The sequence below is a fragment of the Meiothermus sp. genome (genome assembly GCF_037443965.1).
Taxonomy (GTDB): Bacteria; Deinococcota; Deinococci; order Deinococcales; family Thermaceae; genus Meiothermus.
The window spans coordinates 123,734-146,245 of sequence record NZ_JBBINI010000002.1 but is presented as its reverse complement, the minus strand read 5'-3'; the positions used below and the strand labels follow the sequence as shown (position 1 = coordinate 146,245).

The following is a 22,512-nucleotide window of genomic DNA, read 5'->3' as shown; positions in this document are numbered from 1 at the left end:
CTTGGTGGCATCAGTATACGGGTTTGGAGGAGACAAAAATACTCCAAGGCTTCGGTGACATGGTCGGCTTGAACCCCTTTCTACTGTTGGGACTGGCATTTCACAGATGATGCAATTTAGACCTCGATGCACCTTTGGTATGTGATTATTCTGCTATTAACAAAACCAATGTGATACCCTACATCTGGGTATGTTAGAACGCCTCGAGGTGCAAAACTTGGCGGTATTGGAGCGGGTGGCGCTCGAGTTTGGCCCTGGCCTAACGGTGCTCACGGGTGAAACCGGTGCAGGCAAGAGCGTGCTGGTGGATGCACTATCGCTTTTGCTGGGTGAAAAAGCCGAGGGTCTGATGCGCCCCGGTGCCGATACCCTGCTGGTCACGGCTTTCTTCAACGGTAAGAGCCTCTCACGCAAGGTTTCGCAGGGTCGTAGTACCCCCCGCATCGAGGGTGAGGTGGTAAGCCTTAAGGAACTGAGCGAGGAGGCAGCCCAGCACCTGACCATCCATGCACAGCACGCCGCACTGGCCCTGTTTAGCCGCAAAGCACAGCGTGGGCTGCTGGATTCGCTCATTGAGCCGGGTTTGGTCGAGCAGTACCACCGTGCCTATGCGCAATACCAGGCCCTTCTCAGCGAGACCGAGCGCCTCGAGGCAGCAGCCCGCGAGCGCGAGCGCAAGCTGGATATTCTGCGTTTTCAGACCCAGGAGATTGACCAGGCCAAGCTGGTGGTGGGCGAAGATGAGCAGCTCTTGCAGGAGGCCGAGCGCCTGCGCCACCTCGAGACCCTGCGCGAGCGGGCCTCGGCGGCCATTTCGGCGCTTAGTGGCGAGGGGGATGCCCTGGGGTTGGTGACCTTGGCCGCGCGGGAAGTTAAAGCAGCGGGGCGTTTCGATGCTGAGCTGGAGCACCTGGGCCGGGATTTGGAAAGTGCCCTGGATGGTTTGCGGGCGGTGAGCCGCGAGCTCGAGGACTACCTGGAGCGCCTCGAGGCCGACCCTCATCGCCTAGATGAGGTGGAGGCGCGACTGGCTGTGATTGAGAAGTTGGGGCGCAAATATGGCGAGGGTATCCCGGCCATCCTCGAGTTTGCCGAGGCCTCGCGGCGCGAACTGAAGGAGCTCGAGGGGGCCGAGGATCGCCTAGCCCAACTCTACGCCGAAAAAGAAACAGCCTGGAACGCACTGCTGGAAGTGGGCCGACAGCTCTCCGAGGCCCGGGCCCAGGCGGCCCGCTGGCTTTCCGACAAAGCCAGTGAGGAAATTCGCGCCCTAGGTATGCCCGCCGCCCGCTTCAAGGTAGGGCTGGTTCCCCTGGAAAAACCCGGCCCCGAAGGACTGGAAGATGTGCAGCTCCTGTTTTCGGCCAACCCTGGCCTGCCCGAAGCCCCCCTGGAGAAAGCAGCCTCGGGCGGCGAGCTTTCACGGGTGATGCTGGCGCTGGCCCTGCTGACCGGCTCGGAAGCTGATACGGTGGTTTTTGACGAGGTGGACACGGGTGTGGGGGGAGAGGCCGCCTGGCAGGTGGCCGAACGCCTGGCGCGGCTGGCCCAGCAGCGCCAGGTGCTGGTGGTGACCCACCTTCCACAGATCGCGGCCAGGGCAAGTACCCACTACCGGGTGGTCAAAAACGACCAGTCGGTGAAGGTGCAGAGGGTGCAGGACGAAGAGCGGGTGCGGGAACTGGCCCGTATGCTCTCGGGAAGTTATTCCGAGGCGGCCCTCGAGCATGCCCGTGAACTTTTGATGGGCTCGGTCACCTAAGGCGTTAATTAGCGTTGCATAATGCGAATGACCCCCATACACTAATAAACACGAACTGCCCTTTATGAAAGCCACCGCTCCCCCCCTCGAGCCAGATACCCTGCACTGGCTCAATCAACTCCCGGAGGCAGTGGTCTGGCTGGATGCAAAAGGATTCATCGGTTGGTGTAACCCTGCAGCCACGGCCATCATCCCCAACCCCGATCCGGTGGGTCAGCGGTTGGAAAACTGGTTTCAGCCGGTGCTGCGCGAGACGCGTATGCACGAGCCGATGAACACGGGTTGGTGGCAGGGCAATTCCCGAAAGGGGCTGGTAGGAATCGCCGGCAAGCGCTGGCGCTGGTTCCTGGTCAGCCTGGCTCCCTACAAAAGCGGGCAACTGTGCATCCTGAGCGAAATCACCCGGGAATATAACCAGGCGCTGGCCTACCACTCTTCCCTCGAGGTGCTTTCCAGCTTGCTTACGCAGGAAGAAAAACTCGAGGAACTTTTCATACGGGTGCTGCAAACAGCGGTGGAGGTGGTTCCTGGGGCCGAGGCCGGAAGCCTAACCTTGCTGGAGAAGGGTGAGTTTCGCTTTGTTGCCCAGATTGGTTTTGCCGGCAACTTGACCGAGCACGCCATCAGCTACAACCACGAGCTAGCCTGGTATGGACAGGGCGAGGAAGATTGGCTGTTGGGCAAGCCTCGCTTACTAGTGGCCCCCCAAATCCAAGAGCGAACCCGTAAGCATATCTCCCATGAACTGGATATGTTCAACCAGGTGGGCAAACTGGAAGAGCTGAAGGCCACCATTACCGTCCCGATTGTGCTACAGGGCCAGGTCATGGGTACCCTAAATCTAGACTCTCTCAGCTCCACCGAGGCCTTCCCCCCCGAGAGCCTGGCCATTGCCCAGACCTTTGCCCTACAGGCGGCCACGGTGCTGTATGGCTTGCTCATGCGGCGAAATCTATCCAAACTGGCCTTGAGCGACGCCCTCACCGGGCTGGGCAACCGGCACGCCCTGGAAGTGAACTTTCCCAAAGTCAGGGCCCAGGCCGAACGTCTGGATCTACCCCTGACTCTCGTCTACTGGGATATGGATGGCCTCAAGCGGCTCAACGACGAGTATGGTCATGCCGCGGGCGATCAGGCTCTTAAAATTTTAGCAGCAGCCCTTCGTAGCGCCTTCCGCCAAGAAGACCAGGTTTTCCGCATCGGAGGGGACGAATTTGTGAGCCTGCACCTGGGGTTGCCCCTCTTTGAAGTCCCCGAGATGGTGCGACGGGTGCGCTCAGCCATTCACGTAGAAGTTAGCGTAGGAGCAGTAGCTATCACCCCCCTCCAAGACCTAGAGACCGCCCTATTGCAGGCGGATGCCGCCATGTATAGAGACAAGCGCCGGGTTCGGAACTCACTCGAGTTTTAGCAGTACCCGCACCCCGTCGGCCACATACTGCACGGCCAGGGCGGCCAGCAAAATGCCCAGCACACGAGTGATCACATTTATTCCGGTGCGGCCTAGCGAACTCGAGAATTTGAGCGCGGCCCGGAGCGACCAGTAGGTGAGGAACAAGACCACCGCTGCCATGCCCAGTACCAGTACGAACCCCCCAATGCCACTGGGGGCTGTTCCGGCCAGAATCAAAACCCCAGCCAGCGTGCCCGGCCCGGCGATTAAGGGTATGGCCAGGGGAAACACCGAGATATCGGCCCTGGCCCGTGATTCGGCGTGCTCTTCGTCGGTCTCGCGCTCGAGCTGGGCATTGATCATGTCCAGGGCAATCTTGAACAACAGCAATCCCCCTGCCACCTTGAGCGCCTCGAGGCTAATACCCAGGTAGCGCAAAACCACTCCGCCCAGCAAGGCAAAAGCTAATACCAGGATGCCTGCTACCAGCGTGGACCTGAGCGCGATGCGTTTTTGCTCTTCGTAGCTGCGTGTCCCAACCAAAGCCAGGAACAGCGGAATCAGGCCGATGGGGTCAATCAGCACAAAAAGGGTCAGGAAGGCCTGAAGGGCGAACTCTACCATTGCTACTCAGATCCTTTTGGGTGGCAGTGGGAGGGATAGCAGGGGAGTAAAAGCCGTCGGTGGCCGGTTTGTTGCTGGTAATACCCAGTCTGACCATGACCGATCCATATCTGCCATATCTGTTGGCCCAGGCCCTCGAACAAACCTCCTAGCGCAGGTGAGGGGCGCGTTGAGCACTTCCTCAGGGCCTAGAGATGGGAGTAGCGTACTGCAATTTAGCGCGCTCAGCTACTTGTCCTCTGCTTCAAGTGAGCAATTCGTCGAACTCCTCTTGCAGAGCCTCGGTATCCTTAACTGTGCGGCCTACCACTAGAATCGAGTCCTCTCCGGCGATGGTGCCTACGATATCATCGCGGCGCAGCCGGTCAATCAACAACGCGATGCCCGAGGCGTGGCCCTCCGAGACCTTGAGCATGAGTATGTTCTCGCCCCGATCCACATCGCGCACAAAGGTGCGGAAAATGCGCCGAAGTTCTTCCATCACATCTTCCGCCAGATCGAGCTGAGCCAGGGCATATTTGTGCTTCCCTCGCCCCAATGGAACACGTACCAGACGCATTTCGTTGATATCGCGGCTCACGGTGGCCTGGGTTACTTCATAGTTCATTTTGCGCAGCCGATCCACCAGTTCGGCCTGGGTAGATATACTTTCTCGGCTAATGATCTCCTGGATAACCCGGTGCCGCTGTTCTTTGCTTGACATAGCGATTTCTCCCCAAGTCTCGATGGGTGATTATACAAGGTATATGCAATTTGTGATTATACGGGGTGCATTTGCAATGTTTCCAGCTCCATGAGCGACGTAAAAGGTTTTTCCTCTATCATCGCGATTTCCCCAGTCCGTGCATGAAGATGCGGCCGTTCTGGGCGGGTCATTCCAAGCCTACGTTCGGGCAGCCAAGATGCGATACAGAAAGGCCTCCGGATGCGTCCTTGACAAAGTCGCTTACGCGATTTCGGCTAGGTTGTTTGTGCAATCCCGGTGCAAAGCACTAGGTGCCAAGCACTAGGTGCCAAGCACTAGGTGCCAAGCACTGGCTCAGCCGGAACCTACTGGCGAAGTCACTTATGCTCTTCCGAAGAAGAGCAGTTGCCTGGCCAAAATCTATTGTGGCGTGGCGGGTGTACGACGCTAAACACGTCACTCACGGGCAGATTTGTTAGTCTGCAGGTTCGACGACTTCACGGGGGTAGATCTGATCGAGGAATTTGGTCAGGCGATCTTCGGCAATCAGGCTTTCGCCGGTCTGTAGGCGGCGGGTCTGGAGTTCTTTCATAGCCCAGGTAACTGCGTTGGGATCAGGCTTCTCGCCCTCGAGGGTGCGCATTCGGGGCAGCTCACTGTTGTCTAGAACAGTGTTCTTGAAGTCGTAGCGCAGAAGCTGCTGGGCGCGCTTTGCGGTCACGACCGTCAGGCGGTACTTGGAGTCGGTCAGGGCCAAAAGGGTATCAATGCCAGGTTCAGCCATAGGTATACCTCTGCAACTAATCACCGATTTTACATCAGAAAGTGAGAAATGTTTACTTACCGCTACCGTTCTCGCCTGCTTCGCGGCGTCTGCGCTCCAATTCGTCGAGTTCGGTTTCCAGGGCTGGGTCTAGCGAAAGGGCTCGAGCCAGTGCTTCGCCCATGCGGGGCTGCAACAACCGCTCGGCCTGAATGATGGCGGCAAAATCGGATACGGCCTTGTCGAGTTGGTCGTTGACGAGCACATACTTGAACTGGTCGGCCATACGAATCTCTTCCTCGGCCCGTTTGAGCCGCTTGTGAATCTTGGTCAGGCTATCGGTTCCACGCACCAGCAGCCGGCGACGCAACTCGGAGAGCGAGGGGGGAATGATAAAGACCAGAATCGCCTCCGGCATGGCCTGCTTGACCTGCAAAGCACCCTGTACCTCTATTTCTAGAATGACATCTTGCCCTTTGTGCAAGGCTTCTTCCACGGGCTCTCTGGGGGTGCCGTAGTAGTCGTCCACGTACTGTGCCCACTCCAAAAAACCCTGTCCAGCAATCTTGCCTTCAAACTCGGCCTTGCTCACAAAGTAGTAGTCCACCCCGTTGCGCTCACCCACCCTTGGGGGGCGGGTAGTCATGGAGATGGAGTAGTACATACGGTGATATTCCAAGAGCCGCCCCCGGATGGTGCCCTTGCCCACCCCTGAAGCCCCGGTCATGACAAACAGATTCCCACGCGGCATAACTGGGGCATAGTATCAGAGCCAGTAGCTGAACGCCAAACAAGCTCGAGGACGCCGCACGCTGTGTGGCGTAATTTACTCAAGTACAACGGTTCTTGTTGTACTTGGTAGGTCGTGGGAATCGCATTGAGGGTTATCTTTAGATAACGAATTTCGGTTTGCTTACACTTGAGATTTCCGATTTAGGGTTTAGACTAACCCCTGGCAACGTGCAAGCGTTTTCTTGTGGGAGTTTAGATGACACCAGCTTGGGTCAAGGATGCAGTTTTTTATCAGATATTCCCGGATCGTTTTCGCATAGGAGAAGGACCGTCGGCCAATCCAGCGCCGGTGCACAGCGGGTTTGAAGCCTGGGATGCCCCACCCACCCTGCGCGGATTCAAGGGAGGCAATCTGTGGGGCGTGATCGAGAAGCTGGACTATATCAAGGAGCAGGGCTTCAATGCGCTCTACTTCTGTCCGGTCTTCAGTTCCACCGCCAACCACCGCTACCACACCAGCGACTACTTTCAGGTAGACCCCATACTGGGAGGCAATGCTGCTTTGCGCAAGTTGGTAGAGGAGGCTCACCAACGGGGTATGCGGGTGGTGCTGGACGGGGTGTTCAATCACTGTGGGCGGGCCCACTTTGCCTTTCAGCACGTCATGGAAAACGAGGCGGCCTCGCCTTACCGTGACTGGTTCCACATCTACAAGTTTCCCTTGGGTGCTTACGCAAAAAGCGCCAACTATGCGGCCTGGTGGAACAACCCCGAGCTACCCAAGTTCAACACCGCCAACCCCGAGTGCCGCGAGTATCTGCTGTCGGTGGCGGAGTACTGGTTCCAGTATGGTATTGATGGCTGGCGCTTGGATGTGCCCAACGAGATTGACGATGACCATTTCTGGCGCGAGTTCCGCCGTCGGGTCAAAGCCCAGAACCCCCAAGCCTACATCGTGGGTGAAATCTGGGACGACGCTGGACGGTGGTTGCAGGGCGACCAGTTCGATGCGGTAATGAACTATCCCTTGGGGCGGGCCATTCTGGGGCTGGTGGGGGGCGATTCCCTCGACAAGGATCTGGCGGCCAAAAGCGGCCTAGGGCGGCTGGAAAGCCTGGGGGCGATGGCGTGCAACAACCGGCTCGAGGATCTCTTCCGGCGCTATAGCTGGGACATCGTGACCGCCCAGATGAACATCATGACCTCGCATGACACCCCCCGCATTTTTAGCATCTTGAGGGCCAAGATCGAGCGGGTGCAATTGGCTTTTGCCATGCTCTTCACCCTGCCGGGGGTGCCGACGGTCTACTACGGCGACGAGATTGGCATGGCCGGGGGTCACGACCCCGACAACCGCCGGGGCATGATCTGGGACCAGACCCGTTGGCACAGGCCTTTGATGCAAACCATTCAACAGATGTCAGCCTTAAGGCAGTCGCTTCCGGTGCTGCGCCACGGCAGATACCAGTACCTCTACGGGCAGGATGCCCACCTGGCTTTTGCCCGCAGCGACGAGCAAGGAAGCGTGGTCGTGACCATCAATGCTTCGCCCGAGGCTTGGCGCATCAACATCCCGCTGCACGGGGTCTGGCCCAGGGGCGAGCAGGCCATAGACTTGCTATCGGGTAAGGAAGGCAAGTGTGTGGGAGGCAACCTCGAGGATGGCATCTTGGAGCCGTTTTCCCTGGCTGTCTGGCAGGCTCGCGAGTAGGACTAAGTTCCCAGGATGCGGAGGACAGAGGGCCGTACACCCAAATCTTCGAGGATTCCTGGCCGGTTGCCGCCAAACCGATACGTTCTGGAGGCCCCTACTGCCAGCAAAAAACGAGCCCTGTAGGGCGGTTTTATCCGGGGGACGGTCTTCATTTTTCCTGTGTACCGAACTTAATCTTCCTCCCGGGCCTTGATGTAAAACGGCCCACGCTCTATTGTGGGAAGTAGCCTCGCGAGCCCCCTGCACTCACCCAATCTCGAGGTTCCTTCTGTCTAAGACAGAAACAATCTTAATCTATCTACTACTTATAGTAGTATTTCACTAAAGATACCCCCAGATGTTTGGCCTCGAGGCTTGATTTTCTCATGATACCTACTGTATTCTGTTTTCATCCGAAAAACTGATATTGCTTGACCCCCCTTGTCAATAACATACAATAGGTAGTAGTATCTGACGCAGAATCCCCTACATCTTGTGCCACAATGGTGGCCGGGGATCACGCGCTCAAATTTTGGAGGACAGCATGAATAGCTTCACACCCGCACTTTTTGATGACCACGCCCAAGCCATTGCCAAGCGCCAGTACATGCAACCTAGCGATGGGGACGTGTTTGGAATGTTTCGCCGGGTGGCAGCCTGGGTGGCCTCGCCCGAAAAATCCGAGCAGGACAAAGCGTACTGGGGAGAGCAGTTTTATCAATTGATGGCTTCCAAGCGTTTTTGCCCCGGTGGGCGGGTGTTGGCCGGTGCGGGTACCCAGCACGGTAATGTGCTCAATTGCTTCGTGCAGGGTGCAACCGAACACGACCCCAGTAGCTTTGATGGGGTGCTGGAAGTGGCGACCAAGCTGGCCCTGGTGACCAAAGTGGGTGGGGGCAACGGGGTCAACCTGGATCCCTACGTTTCGCGCAAAAGCGCAGGCCCCCGCGGTACGGTACGCGGTTTTGCCTACCTTGCCGCCGATCATGCCGATGTCGAAGACTTCATCAAGGGCATGATGCGCCCCCCCATCAACCCCGATGGCGAGAAGGAAAACATTACCGTGCGCAACTGGACGCGGGTGGTCTATGGCCTCCTGAAGCCTGAACTGGCGGCGCTGGCCCGGCGCAACGGGGTCATGACGGTGCGGGAAAGGCCCAACGATGTGCTGGGGGTGCCCGATGATATGCGCGGCATTATCGAGTCTGCCAAGGCCGCCCTGAGCCTAGCGGTGAGGGGCCAGGAACCCCATGTGGACTTTAGCAGCCTGCGCCCCGAAGGAGCCGAAATTAAGGGCAGCGGTGGCACCAGCAGTGGCCCGGTGAGCTTTTTGTTGGAGATTTTCGATAACTTTTTGGAGTGGGCCAACCTGGGAGCCGAAAAAGTCGGCCCCGTCGCCACCCTGCGCTATGTGTATGCGCCGGTGCTGCGGGTGGTGCGGCAAGGTGGAACCCGACGTGGCGCCGGGATGGCCACCATCGCCATTGACCACCCCGACCTGTTGGACTTCCTGACCGCCAAAGACCTCGACCGTGAGGCCAGTGAGGGCGACATCTCTACCTTCAACATCTCGATTCTGGTCACCGAAGCCTTCTGGCAGACCCTGCAAGCCGATGGGCTATGGGCGGTAGAACCTTCGGAAGTGCCGGGCAAATACTACCCCCACCCGGTGCAAGGCAACTACAGCGGGGTGCTGCCCGACCTACCCGAGCGCGCCCAGGACGGCGCCCGCCCCATTCCTGTCTACGACGGCAAAGTACCGGCCAAGTGGCTCTGGCACGAAATCGCTTGGCACGCTTGGGCCACCGGCGAGCCCGGCTTGATCTTCGTGGATCGTATCAACGAGCTTTCCGCGCTCAAGAACCTGGGGCCGCGCTACCAGATTCGCTCGACCAATCCGTGCTTCGTGGGCAGCACCCGCATCTCGACGGAGTTCGGTCTCGTGCCCATCGAGCAGCTTGTGGAGAAGGGCAGCTTCTATCTGGTCACCGATAATCGCGCCCCCTTTGCGGGCTTGGGCGCGGTTCGTTGTGAGCGTGGCGTGACGGTGCGCAGAGCGGCCAAGGCCTTTTACACCGGTGAGCGGGAGGTGTTGCGCCTCGAGACCCGAGAGGGCCTCACCCTGACCCTGACCCCCAATCATCCCCTGCTTACGCCCCAAGGGTATGTGGAGGTCGGCCAGTTGAAGCCCGGCGACAGGCTGCTGGTACAGAGCGGGGAGGGCTTATGGGCCAAGGAGCAGGCCCTGCCGCAGGCTGCCTTGCGGGTGGTGCGGGAGCGGGTCGCGGTGGCGGGGGGCAGGGGCCTTCACGGAAGAGCAGATGTGCGCGAGCAGTACGCCAACATGCCTACCCAGTGGAGCGAGAACCTGGGTCTGGTACTAGGTTGGTTGGTTGGGGATGGGTACTCGCGCGAGGACGGGGTAGGCTTCTTCTTTAGCAACCGCGAGTTTGCCCAGGCCCAGACCGTGGTGGATAGCCTGCGCGACTGGTTCGGTCGAGGAACCCTGCAAGCCACCGCCTCCAACACGCAACACCTGCACTTCAACAAGCTACCCGCCGAGTTCTTCGCCGCCCTCGGTGTCAAGGGGGTCAAGGCCACTGAAAAGAGGGTTCCAGAGAGCTTGTTTACAGCGCCCCGTGAAGCGGTGGTGGGCTTTTTGCGTGGGCTGTTCAGCACCGATGGCAGCGTGGAGCGCAATGATGCCAAGCAGAGCTGCAGCGTGCGGCTGGCTTCCTCGAGCCTCCCCCTCCTCAAAGACGTACAACTCCTGCTACTCAACTTCGGCATCTTCGGGTGCATCTACCACCGCCGCACGGCGGGCCACAAAGCCCTGCCCGATGGACGGGGTGGGCTGCGCGAGTACCCCGTGGCCGATCAGTATGAGCTGATTATCGGAGCCGAAAGCCGTGATCGCTTTGCTGAGGTTATCGGCTTTGCGTTACCTGAGAAACAGGCCAAGCTCCTCGAGTTCGTCACAGGGCGAAGCCGCGGCCCCAACCGCCAGCGCTTTGAGGTCACAGTGAGCCACGTGGAGCTGGCCGGAACCGCACCCGTCTACGATCTAACCGAGCCGGTCACCCACAGCCTAGTTGCGGGTGGCGTGGTGGCCCACAACTGCGGGGAAATCCCGCTCACGGTGGGCGAACCTTGCGACCTGGGGGCCATCAACCTAGCGGCCTATGTGGAAAACGGTGAGTTCAACTATGCTGCCTTCCGCCAGGATGTGCGCACCACCATTCGATTCCTCGACAACGTGCTGGACGTGAACGTGTTTGCCTTGGAAGATAACCGCACCGCCTCGCAAACCCTGCGCCGCCTGGGCCTGGGGGTGATGGGCCTGGCCGACATGCTCATCAAGATGGGGCTGCCCTACTCCTCGGAGGCGGGCCGCCAGGCAGTGACCCAGGTGATGAATATAATGCGCGAAGAGGCCATCGCCGAGTCGGAGCGGCTGGGTCAGGAGCGGGGGGTGTTCCCGGTGTATGAACAGAACCGGGCCGCTTTCGAGGCGCTGGGTATCCGCCCGCGGCGCAACGTGGCGGTGCTGACGGTGGCCCCCACCGGAACCACCAGCATGCTGATGGGGGTCTCGAGCGGCATCGAGCCGATGTTCTCGCCCTTCATGTGGCGGCGCATTGGCGGGCAGTACAAGGCGCTGCTGCACCCTTTGTTCGTGGAGATGATGGAGCAATTCCCGGCCTCGGGGCCGTTCGAGAAGGACGGGGCCTGGAACTGGGACGCCATTATCGAAGCCATCCAGGCCAACCACGGCAGTGTGAAGGGCTTAGAAGGCATTCCCAGCGCCATTGGCAACGTGTTTGAAGGCGCCCACGACGTGCCCCCGCTGGATCATGTGCGGATGCAGGGCGTGGTGCAGACCGCCTTCGACGCCGAGGGCTACGCCGCCAACTCGCTCTCCAAGACTATCAACCTACCCAACGAGGCCAGCGTAGCCGACGTGGAAGCGGCCTATACCGAAGCCTATCTGACCGGCTGCAAAGGCATCACCGTCTACCGCGATGGCAGCCGCGAGTACCAGGTGTTGTCGGTGAGCAAAGAGGAAAAGAAGACCGAGGGCCAGAAGGAGGAGACCGTCGCGGTGCAGCCGGCGCTGCTCGAGGTTCCCAGCACCCCTTCCCTCGAGACCAGCCGGGGTGTGGGCCCCATCTTCGAGCGCACCGGCCGCTTGGTAGGCTACACCGACATGGTGAAACTGACCAACAGCGACGGCACCCGGCGGGGCTTTTTGGTGACGGTGAACATGCAGGGCGAACACCCGGTGGAGGTAATCCTAACCTCCGGCAAAGCCGGCGACGAGGCCAACGCCGACAGCGAAGCCCTGGGCCGCATCATCTCCAAAGCCCTGCAATACGGCGTGCCGGTGGCCGAGCTGGTCAAGACCTTGCGCGGCATCAATGGCGGCCTGTACGGCAGCTACCAAGGCCGCTTTGTCACCAGCAAAGCCGACCTAATTGCGGTGGCCTTGGAAACCACCAGCAAAATCCAGCTTGCCGACGATGAGCGCAAAGCCGCCCAGATGCCCCTCGACGACCACATGGTGCCCCAGGCCATGCAACGGGCCATGACCGCGCCCATCCATAACATCCAGCCGAAAACCGGCCTGGGCAAGTGCCCCGAGTGCGGCGACGAGAACCTGGTGCGCGAGGAAGGTTGTACCAAGTGCTATAGCTGTGGGTATAGCAAGTGCGGGTAAATTTCTAAACTCCAAAAACATTGCGCACTGCTGTAAGGAGCTTCCCATGAAAAAGCTAAAATTTAGCAATGATAAGGAAGCACTAGTGGTCTGGTAAGTTAAGGATTGATATGCAGTGAAGTTCCCAAAATGAAGCGCTCAAAGCAACTTCCAGATATTAAGGGAGCCAAATCCATCCCAGGAATTAAGTTACCGGAGCACTGGTGGTTTGGTAAGTTAACCCAAGTTGCTACCTACAAAATACTGGCCAGCCGCCTGAAGTTGTGGGCAAAGATGAAGCCCCACACCTTGAGCACAAACCCTTCGAGGGTCGTGGCATGAATCCGCTTGAGGAATAGCTCCGATAGGGCAGAACCCACCGATTTGATGATCTTCCGCCCCTGCTGGGCTATCCACTGCGGCGCTTGGAGTTCCTCTTGCGGATGGCGCGCAGCCGGATACCCTCGGCCATGGCCAGGCCATCTTCGGCCTGATGGTCGGTATGCCCCCGACTACATACAGCTCATAAGAAATCTTCAAGACTCTTTCTACTCAAATGGTGCCATGCAACTGGCCCAACATCAGCGCCGCCCCCGGTTGGAACTCCAACTACGACACCATCCAGATAACCTCCACGCCCTCTACCGGGAGTCCCAAGACCACACCGAACGCGCCCGCTGGCACGCCCTCTGGCTTCTGGCCAGGGGTCAGAGCATCCCCGAGGTAGCCAGGAATCTGGGCTATACCGATCGCTGGGTGCGTCAGGTGATCCACCGCTACAATCAGGGCCTGCCCATGAAGAATCGGCGGTACGAGAACAAAGGCCGGGCCCCCCTCGTACCGCCCGAACTCCAGGAGCACTTCCGCCAGGCCCTCCTCCAGCCCCATCCCAGGGGCGGGCTTTGGAGCATACGCAACGCTGCAGAGTGGCTGGCTGAAAGGCTGGGACGTCCGGTGGATGCGCGGCGGGCCTGGTACTGGATGCGCCGTCTAGGCCTGGCGCCGCTGCGCCCCCCGGGAGGCGGATGCAAAGCGGCAGGAGGCTTTCAAAAAAAGCTCTTCCTGATGGTTTTCCTGTTCAGGTTGTTCTTTCCTGAACTGGAGTTGGAGGTGTGGGCCTTGGATGAGCACCGCATAGGGCTGAAGCCTATCCGCCGACGGGTATGGGCCTTGCGAGGGCAGACGCCGCTAGCGCAGGAGCGGCCCCGCTATCGCTGGCTGTATGGGTACGCCTTCATAAGGCCGGGTACGGAGGGCGGGGGTGGGCCAGCTGGTACTGGTGGTGCTGGACACACACCTCGGGGCGGGTGGAGCCAGCCAAGGGCCTGGGGCTGTGTTATCTGCCACCCTACTCGCCCGAGTTGCAGCCGGTAGAACGAACCTGGGGGCTCAGCGACGGGGTCGTGGCCAATGGGCAGGTGCAGGATGAAGAGGAGCTGTGGGCCAAGGTGGAAGCCCGGTGTGCTTACCTACAAACCCAGCCAGCGCTTATCCAGAGCTACACCCTATTTCACTGGTGGCCGGGGGATATTAGGGGAATGAATCATAAGGATTTCATATCAGTTCCAGGCCGCCTAATTTTCTTCTGCTTGCAGTAAACATGGCGTGAACCACAACCAAACCCCCACCCTGACTTAAGGGAGGGGGCTGGTACTGTGAGCTTACGCGCCCGCACCCGGTTGCTGACGATTATCGCTGGGCTGCACCACAGGCGGCATGGCTGGCTCGGGCAAAAGCAGGTACTCGAGCACCTCGCCCACGTTCTCCACCAGCTTGATGTTCAATCCTTCCAGCACCTCTTTGGGTAAGTCCTCGAGCTGTGGCTCGTTGTCCTTGGGCAGCACAATCTTGTGGATGCCCGCCTGGTGGGCAGCCAGGAGCTTCTCCTTCACACCGCCAATCGGCATCACTTTGCCGCGCAGGCTGACCTCGCCGGTCATGGCGATATCCATGCGGGCCGGGCGGCGGCTCAGGGCGCTGGCAATGGCGGTGGTCATGGTGATACCGGCGCTGGGGCCGTCCTTGGGCGTGGCCCCGTCGGGCACGTGGACGTGCAGGTCTACTTTGTTGTGGAAATCTTCGGGCAGGCCGTAGTCGCTGGCGTGGGCCCGCAGGTAGGTCAGGGCGGCCTGGGCCGACTCCTTCATCACCTCGCCGAGCTGGCCGGTGAGCGATAGCTTGCCATTGCCGGGCACGGCGGCCACCTCGATCGTCAAGAGGGTGCCGCCCACCGGCGTCCAGGCCAGGCCCTGGGCGGTGCCCACCTGGGGCTCGGTCTCGGCCTTGTCGGGGCGGAAGCGGGGGATGCCCAGATAGGTGGGCACGTCCGCGGCATCCACACTACGGATCCCTTCCCAGTTGCCTTCCAGCCAGAACTTGGCTCCTTTGCGGACGATTTTACCAAGCTCGCGCTCGAGGCCCCGCACCCCGGCCTCGCGGGTGTACTCGTTGATGACCCGCATGATGGCGGTTTCGGTGACGTCAATTTTGCCGTCCATGCCAGCTTCCTTGACCTGTTTGGGCCAGAGGTACTGTTGGGCGATGGAGGCCTTTTCGAGGTTGGTATACCCCGGAATCTCGATAATCTCCATCCGGTCGAGCAAGGGCCGCGGGATGGTTTGCAGGGTGTTGGCGGTGGTGATGAAGAAGACCTTGGAGAGATCGTACTGGACGTCGAGGTAGTGGTCGGTAAAGGTGTTGTTTTGCTCGGGGTCGAGCACTTCCAGCATGGCGCTGGCCGGGTCACCCCGCCAGTCCGAGCTCATCTTGTCAATTTCGTCCAGCAAAATTACCGGGTTGACCACGCCCACCTGCTTCATGGCGTGGATCAGCTTGCCCGGCATGGCCCCGATGTAGGTGCGGCGGTGGCCACGGATTTCGGCCTCGTCGCGCACCCCACCCAGCGAGATACGGTGGAACTTACGGTTCATGCTGCGGGCAATGGAGCGGCCCAGCGAGGTCTTGCCCACCCCCGGCGGCCCCACCAGCACTAGGATGGGCGCTTTGTTGCGCACATCCAGGTTGGCGGTCATCTGGCGTACCGCCAGGTACTCCAAGATGCGCTCCTTGACGTCTTTCAGACCGTAGTGGTCTTCGTCTAGAATCTGGCGGGTGTGGGTAATGTCTAGTACCTCGGGGTCGGCTTTGGTCCAGGGCACATCGGTCAGCCAATCGAGGTAGGTGCGGGCCACTGTGGCCTCGGGGCTGCCCTGCTGCATGCGCTCGAGCCGATCCAACTCTTTGAGGGCCTTGGTCTGCACGGCCTCGGGCATCCCGGATTCCTCGATCTTTTTGCGCAGCGCATCGAGGTCGCTCAGACCGTCTTCACCACCCCCCAGCTCTTTCTGGATGGCTTTCATCTGCTCGCGCAGATAGTATTCGCGCTGGTTGGTGTCCATCTGGTCTTTGACCCGCTGGGCTACCCTCTTGTCGAGCTCGAAGCGCTCCAAGTCGCGGCTGAGGAATTCCAGAACCTTCTTGAGGCGGGCCTCAATGTCGGTCAGCTCGAGGATTTCCTGCTTCTCGGCTACCGTCCAGGTCGAGTGATAGGCGATGGTATCGGCCAGCATGGCCGGGTCGGTGGTGCCCTTCACCGCCTCCAACTGATAGCGATCCAGCCGCAGGGACTTGTGGCTGCTCACGTATTTATCGAAAGCATCTTTGAGTTCTTCCACCAGCACACGGGTTACGGTCTCGTCGGCGGGGAAGATCTCGGAGTACACCTCGCCTCGAGCCCGCAGAAAAGGCCCAGCGATGTAGTCCTTGACCTCGGCCCTGGCGCGGGCCTCCACCATCACCTGCAAAGTACCATCGGGTAGGCGCATGGCCTGCTTGACCACCGCCTGAACGCCCCATACAAAGAGATCGTCCTGGGTGGGGTCGTCTACTTCCGGGTCACGCTGGGCTACCAGGAAGATCAGCCGGTCGGCCCCCATTGCCTCTTCGACCGCACGCTTGCTTTTGGCGCGGCCCACATCCACCGGGGTGGTGGTATGCGGCAAGATGACGGTATTTCGCAGTGGAATGACCGGCAGTTCTAAACGCATAGGGTATCTATCTCCTGAATTCCGCCTGGGGTTCGTCGCTCTCACGGCGGGATGGGAGCGATATACATTGATTCTATAAGGAGGCGGGACATGGATAGGGTCAAATCTTACACTTAGGCTACTTGAGTATACCCTACTCAAGATTTGTTTATTTCAATCACCGATTGAACTCATCTTCAATTGCCAATCTGAACCGTCAAGGAACCGGGATTCGCCGTACTTCACTCACATTCCCCAAAATGAGTTCAATCTTTAGATACTCACCCAGCTTGGGTGCAGGGTTCAGAAAAGTATCCTGAAAACGCAGCCGACGGGTGGTGTCGCCTGTTTGCAACACCACATCATAGAAAATTGCCCCATGAATGCTGGCGACCTGGGATTGCAGAACCGAACCTTCAAGTGTCTCGTACACAAGAAAATTCTAAAACTTTCTTGACGCTAATGTGGGGTTTGAAATTCATATTGACCGGTATATTGCAGCTAAATCCACCTGGGCTTAGCTACTCCAGGTTTATATGATAGGCATCAACAGGACAGAAATAACCAGCAGTAGTGCAACGATTGCCCCAGTGGCGATATCCATTAGTAAGTCGCGGGCGGCTTTCTTATCGGGTGAGGTTCGTTTGAGTGCCATAAAATATGTATATAACAGAAGCAGATTTAAGTCAAGACATAACGAGATAATTCCGTTTCACTCTAAACACAATCTCTGACCTACTCCGCAATTTCATTCACTAGGCTGCATAACCGTGAGCGTGCTACCCAGCAATAATGTGCTTGACAACGTTCTAACCTGGCTCGTATATTCCAGTTAGCTAAAACCATCTGGGTTAAATCGGCTCCCGCGAGGGCTCGAACCTTCTTCGTGATCCAACCATCACCGAGAGGGTTTTTGGCTTTTGCTATAGCTCAAGAAATGATCTCGACACGATGGTCAAAGGAGGAAGCGTGCAGATTATCAAGCCAGAGGAAGTTCTGTCTGAATACTACCCGCCCATGAGCAACCACGAGGCGCTGGTGGAGGCCAACCGCTGCCTCTACTGCTATGACGCGCCCTGTACTCACGCCTGCCCCACCCACATTGACATCCCCAAGTTCATCAAGAAGATCGCCAGCGAGAATGTGGTGGGCTCGGCCCGCACCATTCTGGAGTCCAACCTGATGGGGGCCACCTGTGCCAGGGTCTGCCCGGTGCAAGAACTCTGCGAGGGAGCCTGTGTGCTGGGTAGCGAGCACAAACCCATCGCTATTGGTCGCCTTCAGCGCTACGCCACCGATTACGTGTACGAGCGCGGGATTGACGTGTTCAAGCCTGGCCCCCCCACCGGTAAAAAGGTGGCGGTGATCGGGGCGGGGCCGGCGGGCCTGACCTGTGCGGGTGAGCTGGCCAAGCTGGGGCACAGCGTTACTGTCTTCGAGAAGCGCGAACTCGCCAACGGCCTCTCCACCTACGGCATCATCGTGCTGCGGGAGCCGCTCGAGGTGGCCCAGGCCGAGGTGGAGATGATCCAGCGGCTGGGAGTGACGGTTGAGACCCAGGTGGAGCTGGGCAAGAACCTCTCCTGGGAAGAGGTGAAGGCGGGCTTCGACGCGGTGTTTCTGAGCGTGGGGCTGGGGGCCGTTCCGGCGCTGGGGATTCCCGGCGAGGAGCACATTCTGGACGGCCTCGAGTACATCGAAGCCTCCAAGCTTGACCCCCACGGCATGAAGATTGGAAACAATGTGATTGTGATCGGAGCGGGCAATACAGCGGTGGATGCGGCCACCGTCGCCAAGCGACTGGGGGCCGAGCGGGTTACCATGGTCTACCGCCGCACCGACCGAGAGATGACTGCCTACCCTCACGAGTACAGCTTTATCAAGAACGAAGGGGTGGAATTCCGCTTCCTGACTCAGCCGGTCGAGGTGGTCAGCGAGGGCGGCAAGGTGGCGGGTCTGAGATGTGTGCGGATGGCGCTGGGCGCACGGGATGCCTCGGGCCGTCCATCACCTGAGCCTGTGGCGGGTTCGGAGTTCGTGCTGCCTTGCGACCAGATCGTCAAGGCCATCGGGCAGGAGAAGCCTTTGGTGGCGAAGCTCTTGGGCCTCGAGACCGAGAAAGGCTTCATCAAGGTCAACGACGACTTCGAGACCAGCCTGCCGGGGGTGTACGCAGGTGGCGACTGCATCCGCGCCAAAGGCTCGGCTTCCACGGTGATGGCGGTGCAGGATGGCAAAATGGCAGCCTTCGCCATCCACCGAAAACTCGCTCCAAGCGTGGGCGCAGCAGCAGATGATTGATTACAGAACCCCTCTCCCATCGAGGGAGAGGAGACTAAACCAAGAGAAGGAGCTTTATGGCAGACCTTAGCATCAACTTTGCAGGCATCAAGTCGCCCAACCCGTTCTGGCTCGCTTCGGCTCCCCCTACCAACTCCGGGGCCCAGGTGCACCGGGCCTTTGAGTACGGCTGGGGCGGCGCGGTCTGGAAGACCATCGGTGCGCCGGTTCTGAACGTGTCCAACCGCTACGGGGCCTGGCACTACGGGGGCCAGAAGATGCTGGCCATCAACAACGTGGAGCTGATCTCCGACCGGCCCTTGGAAATCAACCTGCGGGAAATCCGCGATGTGAAGCGCAACTGGCCCAACCGGGCGGTAATCGTCTCGGCGATGGTGGAGTCTACGCCCGAGGCCTGGCGCGACATCATCCTCAAGATCGAAGACACCGGTGCGGACGGGATCGAGCTGAATTACGGCTGTCCCCACGGCATGAGCGAGCGCGGTATGGGGTCGGCAGTGGGTCAGGTGCCCAAGTACTGTGAGCAGATCACCCGCTGGGTGATGGACGTGGCCAAAATCCCGGTGATTGTAAAGCTGACCCCGAACGTCTCGAGCGTGGTCCCCCCAGCCCACGCGGCTATTGCGGCGGGCGCGAATGCCCTCAGCCTGATCAACACCATCAACTCCATTGTAGCGGTTGACCTGGATACCCTCGAGATCACCCCCAACATCGGTGGCAAGGGCGGCCACGGCGGCTACGCAGGGCCTGCGGTCAAGCCCATTGCGCTCAACATGCTCTCCTCGCTGGGTGTGGATGAGGTGGTGCGGAAGTCGGGGGTACCTATCTCGGGCATGGGCGGCATCTCGACCTGGAAAGATGCCGCCGAGTTCCTTCTGTTAGGGGCTACCAGCCTCCAGGTTTGTACCGCCGTGATGCACTACGGCTTCCGTATCATCGAAGATCTGTGCGACGGGTTATCTAGCTGGATGGACTCTAAGGGCTTCAAGACCATAGGCGACGTAGTGGGAAAGAGCCTCCACCGCATCTCCGACTTCAAAGACTTCGACCTCTCCTTCCGGGCGGTGGCCCGTATTGACCCCGAGAAATGCATCCGTTGCAACCTTTGCTACGTGGCTTGCAACGATACCGCCCACCAGTGCATTGACCTGGTAGACGCCGCGGGCAACCGCGTCGAACCCTACCGCTACGACCTGCGTTCCAACGGGAAGCACCAGGCGGTGAGCACCCGTCCGCAGCCTGTGGTGCGCGAAGAAGACTGCGTGGGTTGCCGTCTGTGCCACAACGTCTGCCCGGTGGATGGCTGTATCGAGATGGTCGAGCTGCCCTCGGGCCGGCCCTCTATCACCTGGGATCAGCTCACCAAGGCCCGCCCCGAGGTGGGCACCGACTGGGAGGCCATGAAGTGGTACCGGGAAGAGGTAGGGATTGATATTCATTGAATGGGGCATCAGTCTGCGAACCCTCAAAGACTTCTTTGAACCGGATATTTTTGGGGAGTTTACAGCATCAACGAGCTCCCTCGAGGCCCAGATACTCATACCTCGTTATGAATAGTTGAAGAGGACTTGCGAAGCGCTAAAAGGGGGAATCCACGCCATGGGACTGCTTATCAAGAACGGCGAAATCATCACCGCAGATGCCCGCTATAGGGCCGACATCTACGCCGAGGGTGAGACCATCACCCGCATCGGCCAGAATCTAGAAGCTCCGCCGGGAACAGAAGTAATAGATGCCGCGGGGAAATATGTATTTCCCGGCTTTATAGACCCTCACGTACACATCTACCTGCCCTTCATGGCCACCTTTGCCAAAGACACCCACGAGACCGGCTCCAAGGCGGCCCTGATGGGGGGCACCACCACCTACATCGAGATGTGCTGCCCCAGCCGCAACGACGATGCCCTCGAGGGCTACCAGCTATGGAAGAGCAAGGCCGAGGGTAACAGCTACTGCGACTACACCTTCCACATGGCGGTCTCCAAGTTCGACGAAAAAACCGAGGGGCAGCTTCGGGAAATCGTGGCCGATGGCATTAGCTCCTTCAAAATTTTTCTCTCCTACAAAAACTTCTTTGGCGTGGACGACGGGGAGATGTACCAGACCCTGCGCCTGGCCAAGGAGCTGGGGGTGATCGTAACCGCCCACTGCGAGAACGCCGAGCTGGTGGGGCGGTTGCAGCAGCAGCTACTGTCCGAGGGAAAAACCGGCCCGGAGTGGCACGAGCCCAGCCGCCCCGAGTCGGTGGAGGCCGAAGGCACCGCGCGGTTTGCAACTTTCCTCGAGACCACTGGGGCGACCGGCTACGTGGTGCACCTCTCCTGCAAACCAGCCCTGGATGCGGCCATGGCCGCCAAAGCCAGAGGGGTGCCCATCTACATCGAATCGGTGATACCTCACTTCCTGCTGGACAAAACGTATGCCGAGCGGGGTGGGGTGGAGGCCATGAAGTACATCATGTCGCCGCCGTTGCGCGACAAGCGCAACCAAAAAGCCCTGTGGGATGCGCTGGCCCAGGGCTTCATTGATACGGTGGGCACCGACCACTGCCCCTTCGACACCGAGCAGAAGCTGCTGGGCAAGGATGCCTTCACCGCCATTCCCAACGGCATCCCCGCCATCGAAGACCGGGTGAACCTGCTCTACACCTATGGGGTGAGCCGGGGCCATCTCGACATCCACCGCTTCGTGGACGCGGCCAGCACCCGTGCTGCCAAGCTCTTCGGATTGTTTCCGCGCAAGGGCACCATCGCGGTGGGAGCCGACGCCGACCTGGTGGTCTACGACCCCCACTACCGGGGCACCATCTCGGTCAAGACCCAGCACGTCAACAACGACTACAACGGCTTCGAAGGCTTCGAGATTGATGGCCGGCCTAGCGTGGTGACAGTGCGGGGTAAAGTGGCGGTGCGGGACGGGCAGTTTGTGGGTGAGAAAGGGCGGGGTAAGCTCCTGCGGCGCGAGCCCATGTACTTCTGATGAAGCCGAACCAGCTTCTCAACTTCCTGGGTGGGATATGCCTCTCGATCGGTGTGCTTCTGGCACTTGGTGGTAGTTCGGCGTGGGCTCTGTTTGTGGTTGTGGGCGGTCTGTTAATCGTGATTGCGCAGCGTGGCTCCAAGAAATGGTGATTGGATTGGATATTTATGTATGACGCAGTAGAATCCCCAGCTAAGACGAGGTCTGGATGCTGATTCCCCCCGATCAACTGTTTGTGTTTGCTCTGGCCAGTCTGGCCCTTCTGCTGATTCCGGGGCCTGCGGTGGTGTATATCGTCACCCGCAGTGCCTCGCAGGGCCCCGCTGCAGGTATGGCCAGCGTACTGGGGATCCAGTGCGGCGGGATGGTGCATGTGCTGATGGCTACGCTGGGCCTCTCTGCCATTCTTCTTTCCAGTGCACTGGCTTTTAACCTGATTAAGTACGCTGGTGCGGCCTATTTGGTCTACCTGGGCCTACGGACTTGGTTTTCCAGGGAGTCGCTCGAGCTCGGAACCTTGCACCGCCAGTCGCTACGGCAGATTTTCGCCCAGGGCTTCGTGGTCAACGCACTCAACCCCAAGACAGCACTGTTCTTCTTCGCCTTCCTACCGCAGTTTGTGGACCCACTCCGGGGGGCGGCCTCGTTGCAGTTTTTGCTGCTGGGACTGGTCTTCATTACTCTGGCGACCCTTAGCGATGGGGCCTATGCGCTCTTGTCGAGCTCGCTAGGAGGCTGGTTGCGACACAAGGCCCGCGAGCCGCGCTTCGCCCTGGGGCAGCGGTTGGTTACGGGAGGAATCTACATTGGTCTGGGTCTGACTGCTGCCCTGACCGGCAATAGGTACAAATAGGGAAGC

15 protein-coding genes and 1 pseudogene are annotated in these 22,512 nt (G+C 59.4%); 9 read left to right on the top strand and 7 right to left on the bottom strand.

The features are described from left to right. Positions 1-190: 190 nt before the first annotated feature. Positions 191-1,762 carry a DNA repair protein RecN gene (locus WKI89_RS02180; RefSeq protein WP_337867577.1) on the top strand — a complete coding sequence of 524 codons (1,572 nt, stop codon included), beginning with the start codon at positions 191-193 and terminating at the stop codon, positions 1,760-1,762. 64 nt (positions 1,763-1,826) lie between these two features. Further along, the gene (locus tag WKI89_RS02175; protein ID WP_337867576.1) at positions 1,827-3,173 is read left to right on the top strand and encodes a sensor domain-containing diguanylate cyclase; all 1,347 of its coding nucleotides are present in this window, start codon (positions 1,827-1,829) and stop codon (positions 3,171-3,173) included. Here the strand turns inward: WKI89_RS02175 and WKI89_RS02170 are convergent. The 4 genes from WKI89_RS02170 to gmk form a co-directional block, all read right to left on the bottom strand. Next, positions 3,159-3,779 (bottom strand): MarC family protein, encoded by a 621-nt coding sequence (locus WKI89_RS02170; protein ID WP_337867575.1) that lies wholly within the window; start codon positions 3,777-3,779, stop codon positions 3,159-3,161. The two genes, WKI89_RS02175 and WKI89_RS02170, sit on opposite strands and share 15 nt — an antisense overlap. A gap of 244 nt (positions 3,780-4,023) precedes the next feature. Beyond that, positions 4,024-4,482 carry an arginine repressor gene (gene argR, locus WKI89_RS02165; RefSeq protein WP_337867574.1) on the bottom strand — a complete coding sequence of 153 codons (459 nt, stop codon included), beginning with the start codon at positions 4,480-4,482 and terminating at the stop codon, positions 4,024-4,026. A 457-nt stretch (positions 4,483-4,939) separates the two neighbouring features. Next, positions 4,940-5,248 (bottom strand): DNA-directed RNA polymerase subunit omega, encoded by a 309-nt coding sequence (gene rpoZ / locus WKI89_RS02160; protein ID WP_337867573.1) that lies wholly within the window; start codon positions 5,246-5,248, stop codon positions 4,940-4,942. 52 nt (positions 5,249-5,300) lie between these two features. Next, positions 5,301-5,978, bottom strand: a complete 678-nt coding sequence (gmk, locus tag WKI89_RS02155; RefSeq protein WP_337867572.1) for a guanylate kinase — start codon at positions 5,976-5,978, stop codon at positions 5,301-5,303. 237 nt (positions 5,979-6,215) lie between these two features. Between gmk and WKI89_RS02150 the strand changes: the two genes are divergently transcribed. Together WKI89_RS02150 and WKI89_RS02145 are read left to right on the top strand one after the other, a co-directional pair. Then, positions 6,216-7,670, top strand: a complete 1,455-nt coding sequence (locus WKI89_RS02150; protein WP_337867571.1) for a glycoside hydrolase family 13 protein — start codon at positions 6,216-6,218, stop codon at positions 7,668-7,670. A 526-nt stretch (positions 7,671-8,196) separates the two neighbouring features. After that, positions 8,197-12,369, top strand: a complete 4,173-nt coding sequence (locus WKI89_RS02145) for an LAGLIDADG family homing endonuclease (protein ID WP_337867570.1) — start codon at positions 8,197-8,199, stop codon at positions 12,367-12,369. Positions 12,370-12,602: 233 nt separating this feature from the next. Here WKI89_RS02145 and WKI89_RS02140 read toward each other — a convergent pair whose 3' ends face one another. After that, a complete protein-coding gene (locus tag WKI89_RS02140) occupies positions 12,603-12,728 on the bottom strand; it encodes a hypothetical protein (RefSeq protein ID WP_337867569.1) in 126 nt (41 codons plus the stop codon). A 184-nt stretch (positions 12,729-12,912) separates the two neighbouring features. Here WKI89_RS02140 and WKI89_RS02135 point away from each other — a divergent pair. After that, a pseudogene (locus WKI89_RS02135) lies at positions 12,913-13,414 on the top strand (helix-turn-helix domain-containing protein). Positions 13,415-14,009: 595 nt separating this feature from the next. Here the strand turns inward: WKI89_RS02135 and lon are convergent. After that, a complete protein-coding gene (gene lon, locus WKI89_RS02130; protein WP_337867568.1) occupies positions 14,010-16,394 on the bottom strand; it encodes an endopeptidase La in 2,385 nt (794 codons plus the stop codon). A gap of 196 nt (positions 16,395-16,590) precedes the next feature. Further along, positions 16,591-16,806 carry a hypothetical protein gene (locus tag WKI89_RS02125; RefSeq protein ID WP_337867567.1) on the bottom strand — a complete coding sequence of 72 codons (216 nt, stop codon included), beginning with the start codon at positions 16,804-16,806 and terminating at the stop codon, positions 16,591-16,593. 536 nt (positions 16,807-17,342) lie between these two features. On the opposite strand from WKI89_RS02125, the gene WKI89_RS02120 reads away from it, so the two are divergent. The 4 genes from WKI89_RS02120 (at position 17,343) to WKI89_RS02105 (ending at position 22,506) form a co-directional block, all read left to right on the top strand. Continuing rightward, positions 17,343-18,674 carry an NAD(P)-dependent oxidoreductase gene (locus WKI89_RS02120; RefSeq protein ID WP_337867566.1) on the top strand — a complete coding sequence of 444 codons (1,332 nt, stop codon included), beginning with the start codon at positions 17,343-17,345 and terminating at the stop codon, positions 18,672-18,674. A 56-nt stretch (positions 18,675-18,730) separates the two neighbouring features. Beyond that, positions 18,731-20,116: an NAD-dependent dihydropyrimidine dehydrogenase subunit PreA gene (gene preA, locus WKI89_RS02115; protein ID WP_337867565.1), complete on the top strand. Its 1,386-nt coding sequence runs from the start codon at positions 18,731-18,733 to the stop codon at positions 20,114-20,116. A gap of 157 nt (positions 20,117-20,273) precedes the next feature. Then, positions 20,274-21,653 carry a dihydropyrimidinase gene (hydA, locus tag WKI89_RS02110; RefSeq protein ID WP_337867564.1) on the top strand — a complete coding sequence of 460 codons (1,380 nt, stop codon included), beginning with the start codon at positions 20,274-20,276 and terminating at the stop codon, positions 21,651-21,653. 208 nt (positions 21,654-21,861) lie between these two features. Continuing rightward, positions 21,862-22,506, top strand: coding sequence for a LysE family translocator (locus tag WKI89_RS02105; protein WP_337867563.1), 645 nt, complete (start codon positions 21,862-21,864; stop codon positions 22,504-22,506). The last annotated feature ends 6 nt before the right edge of the window (positions 22,507-22,512 follow it).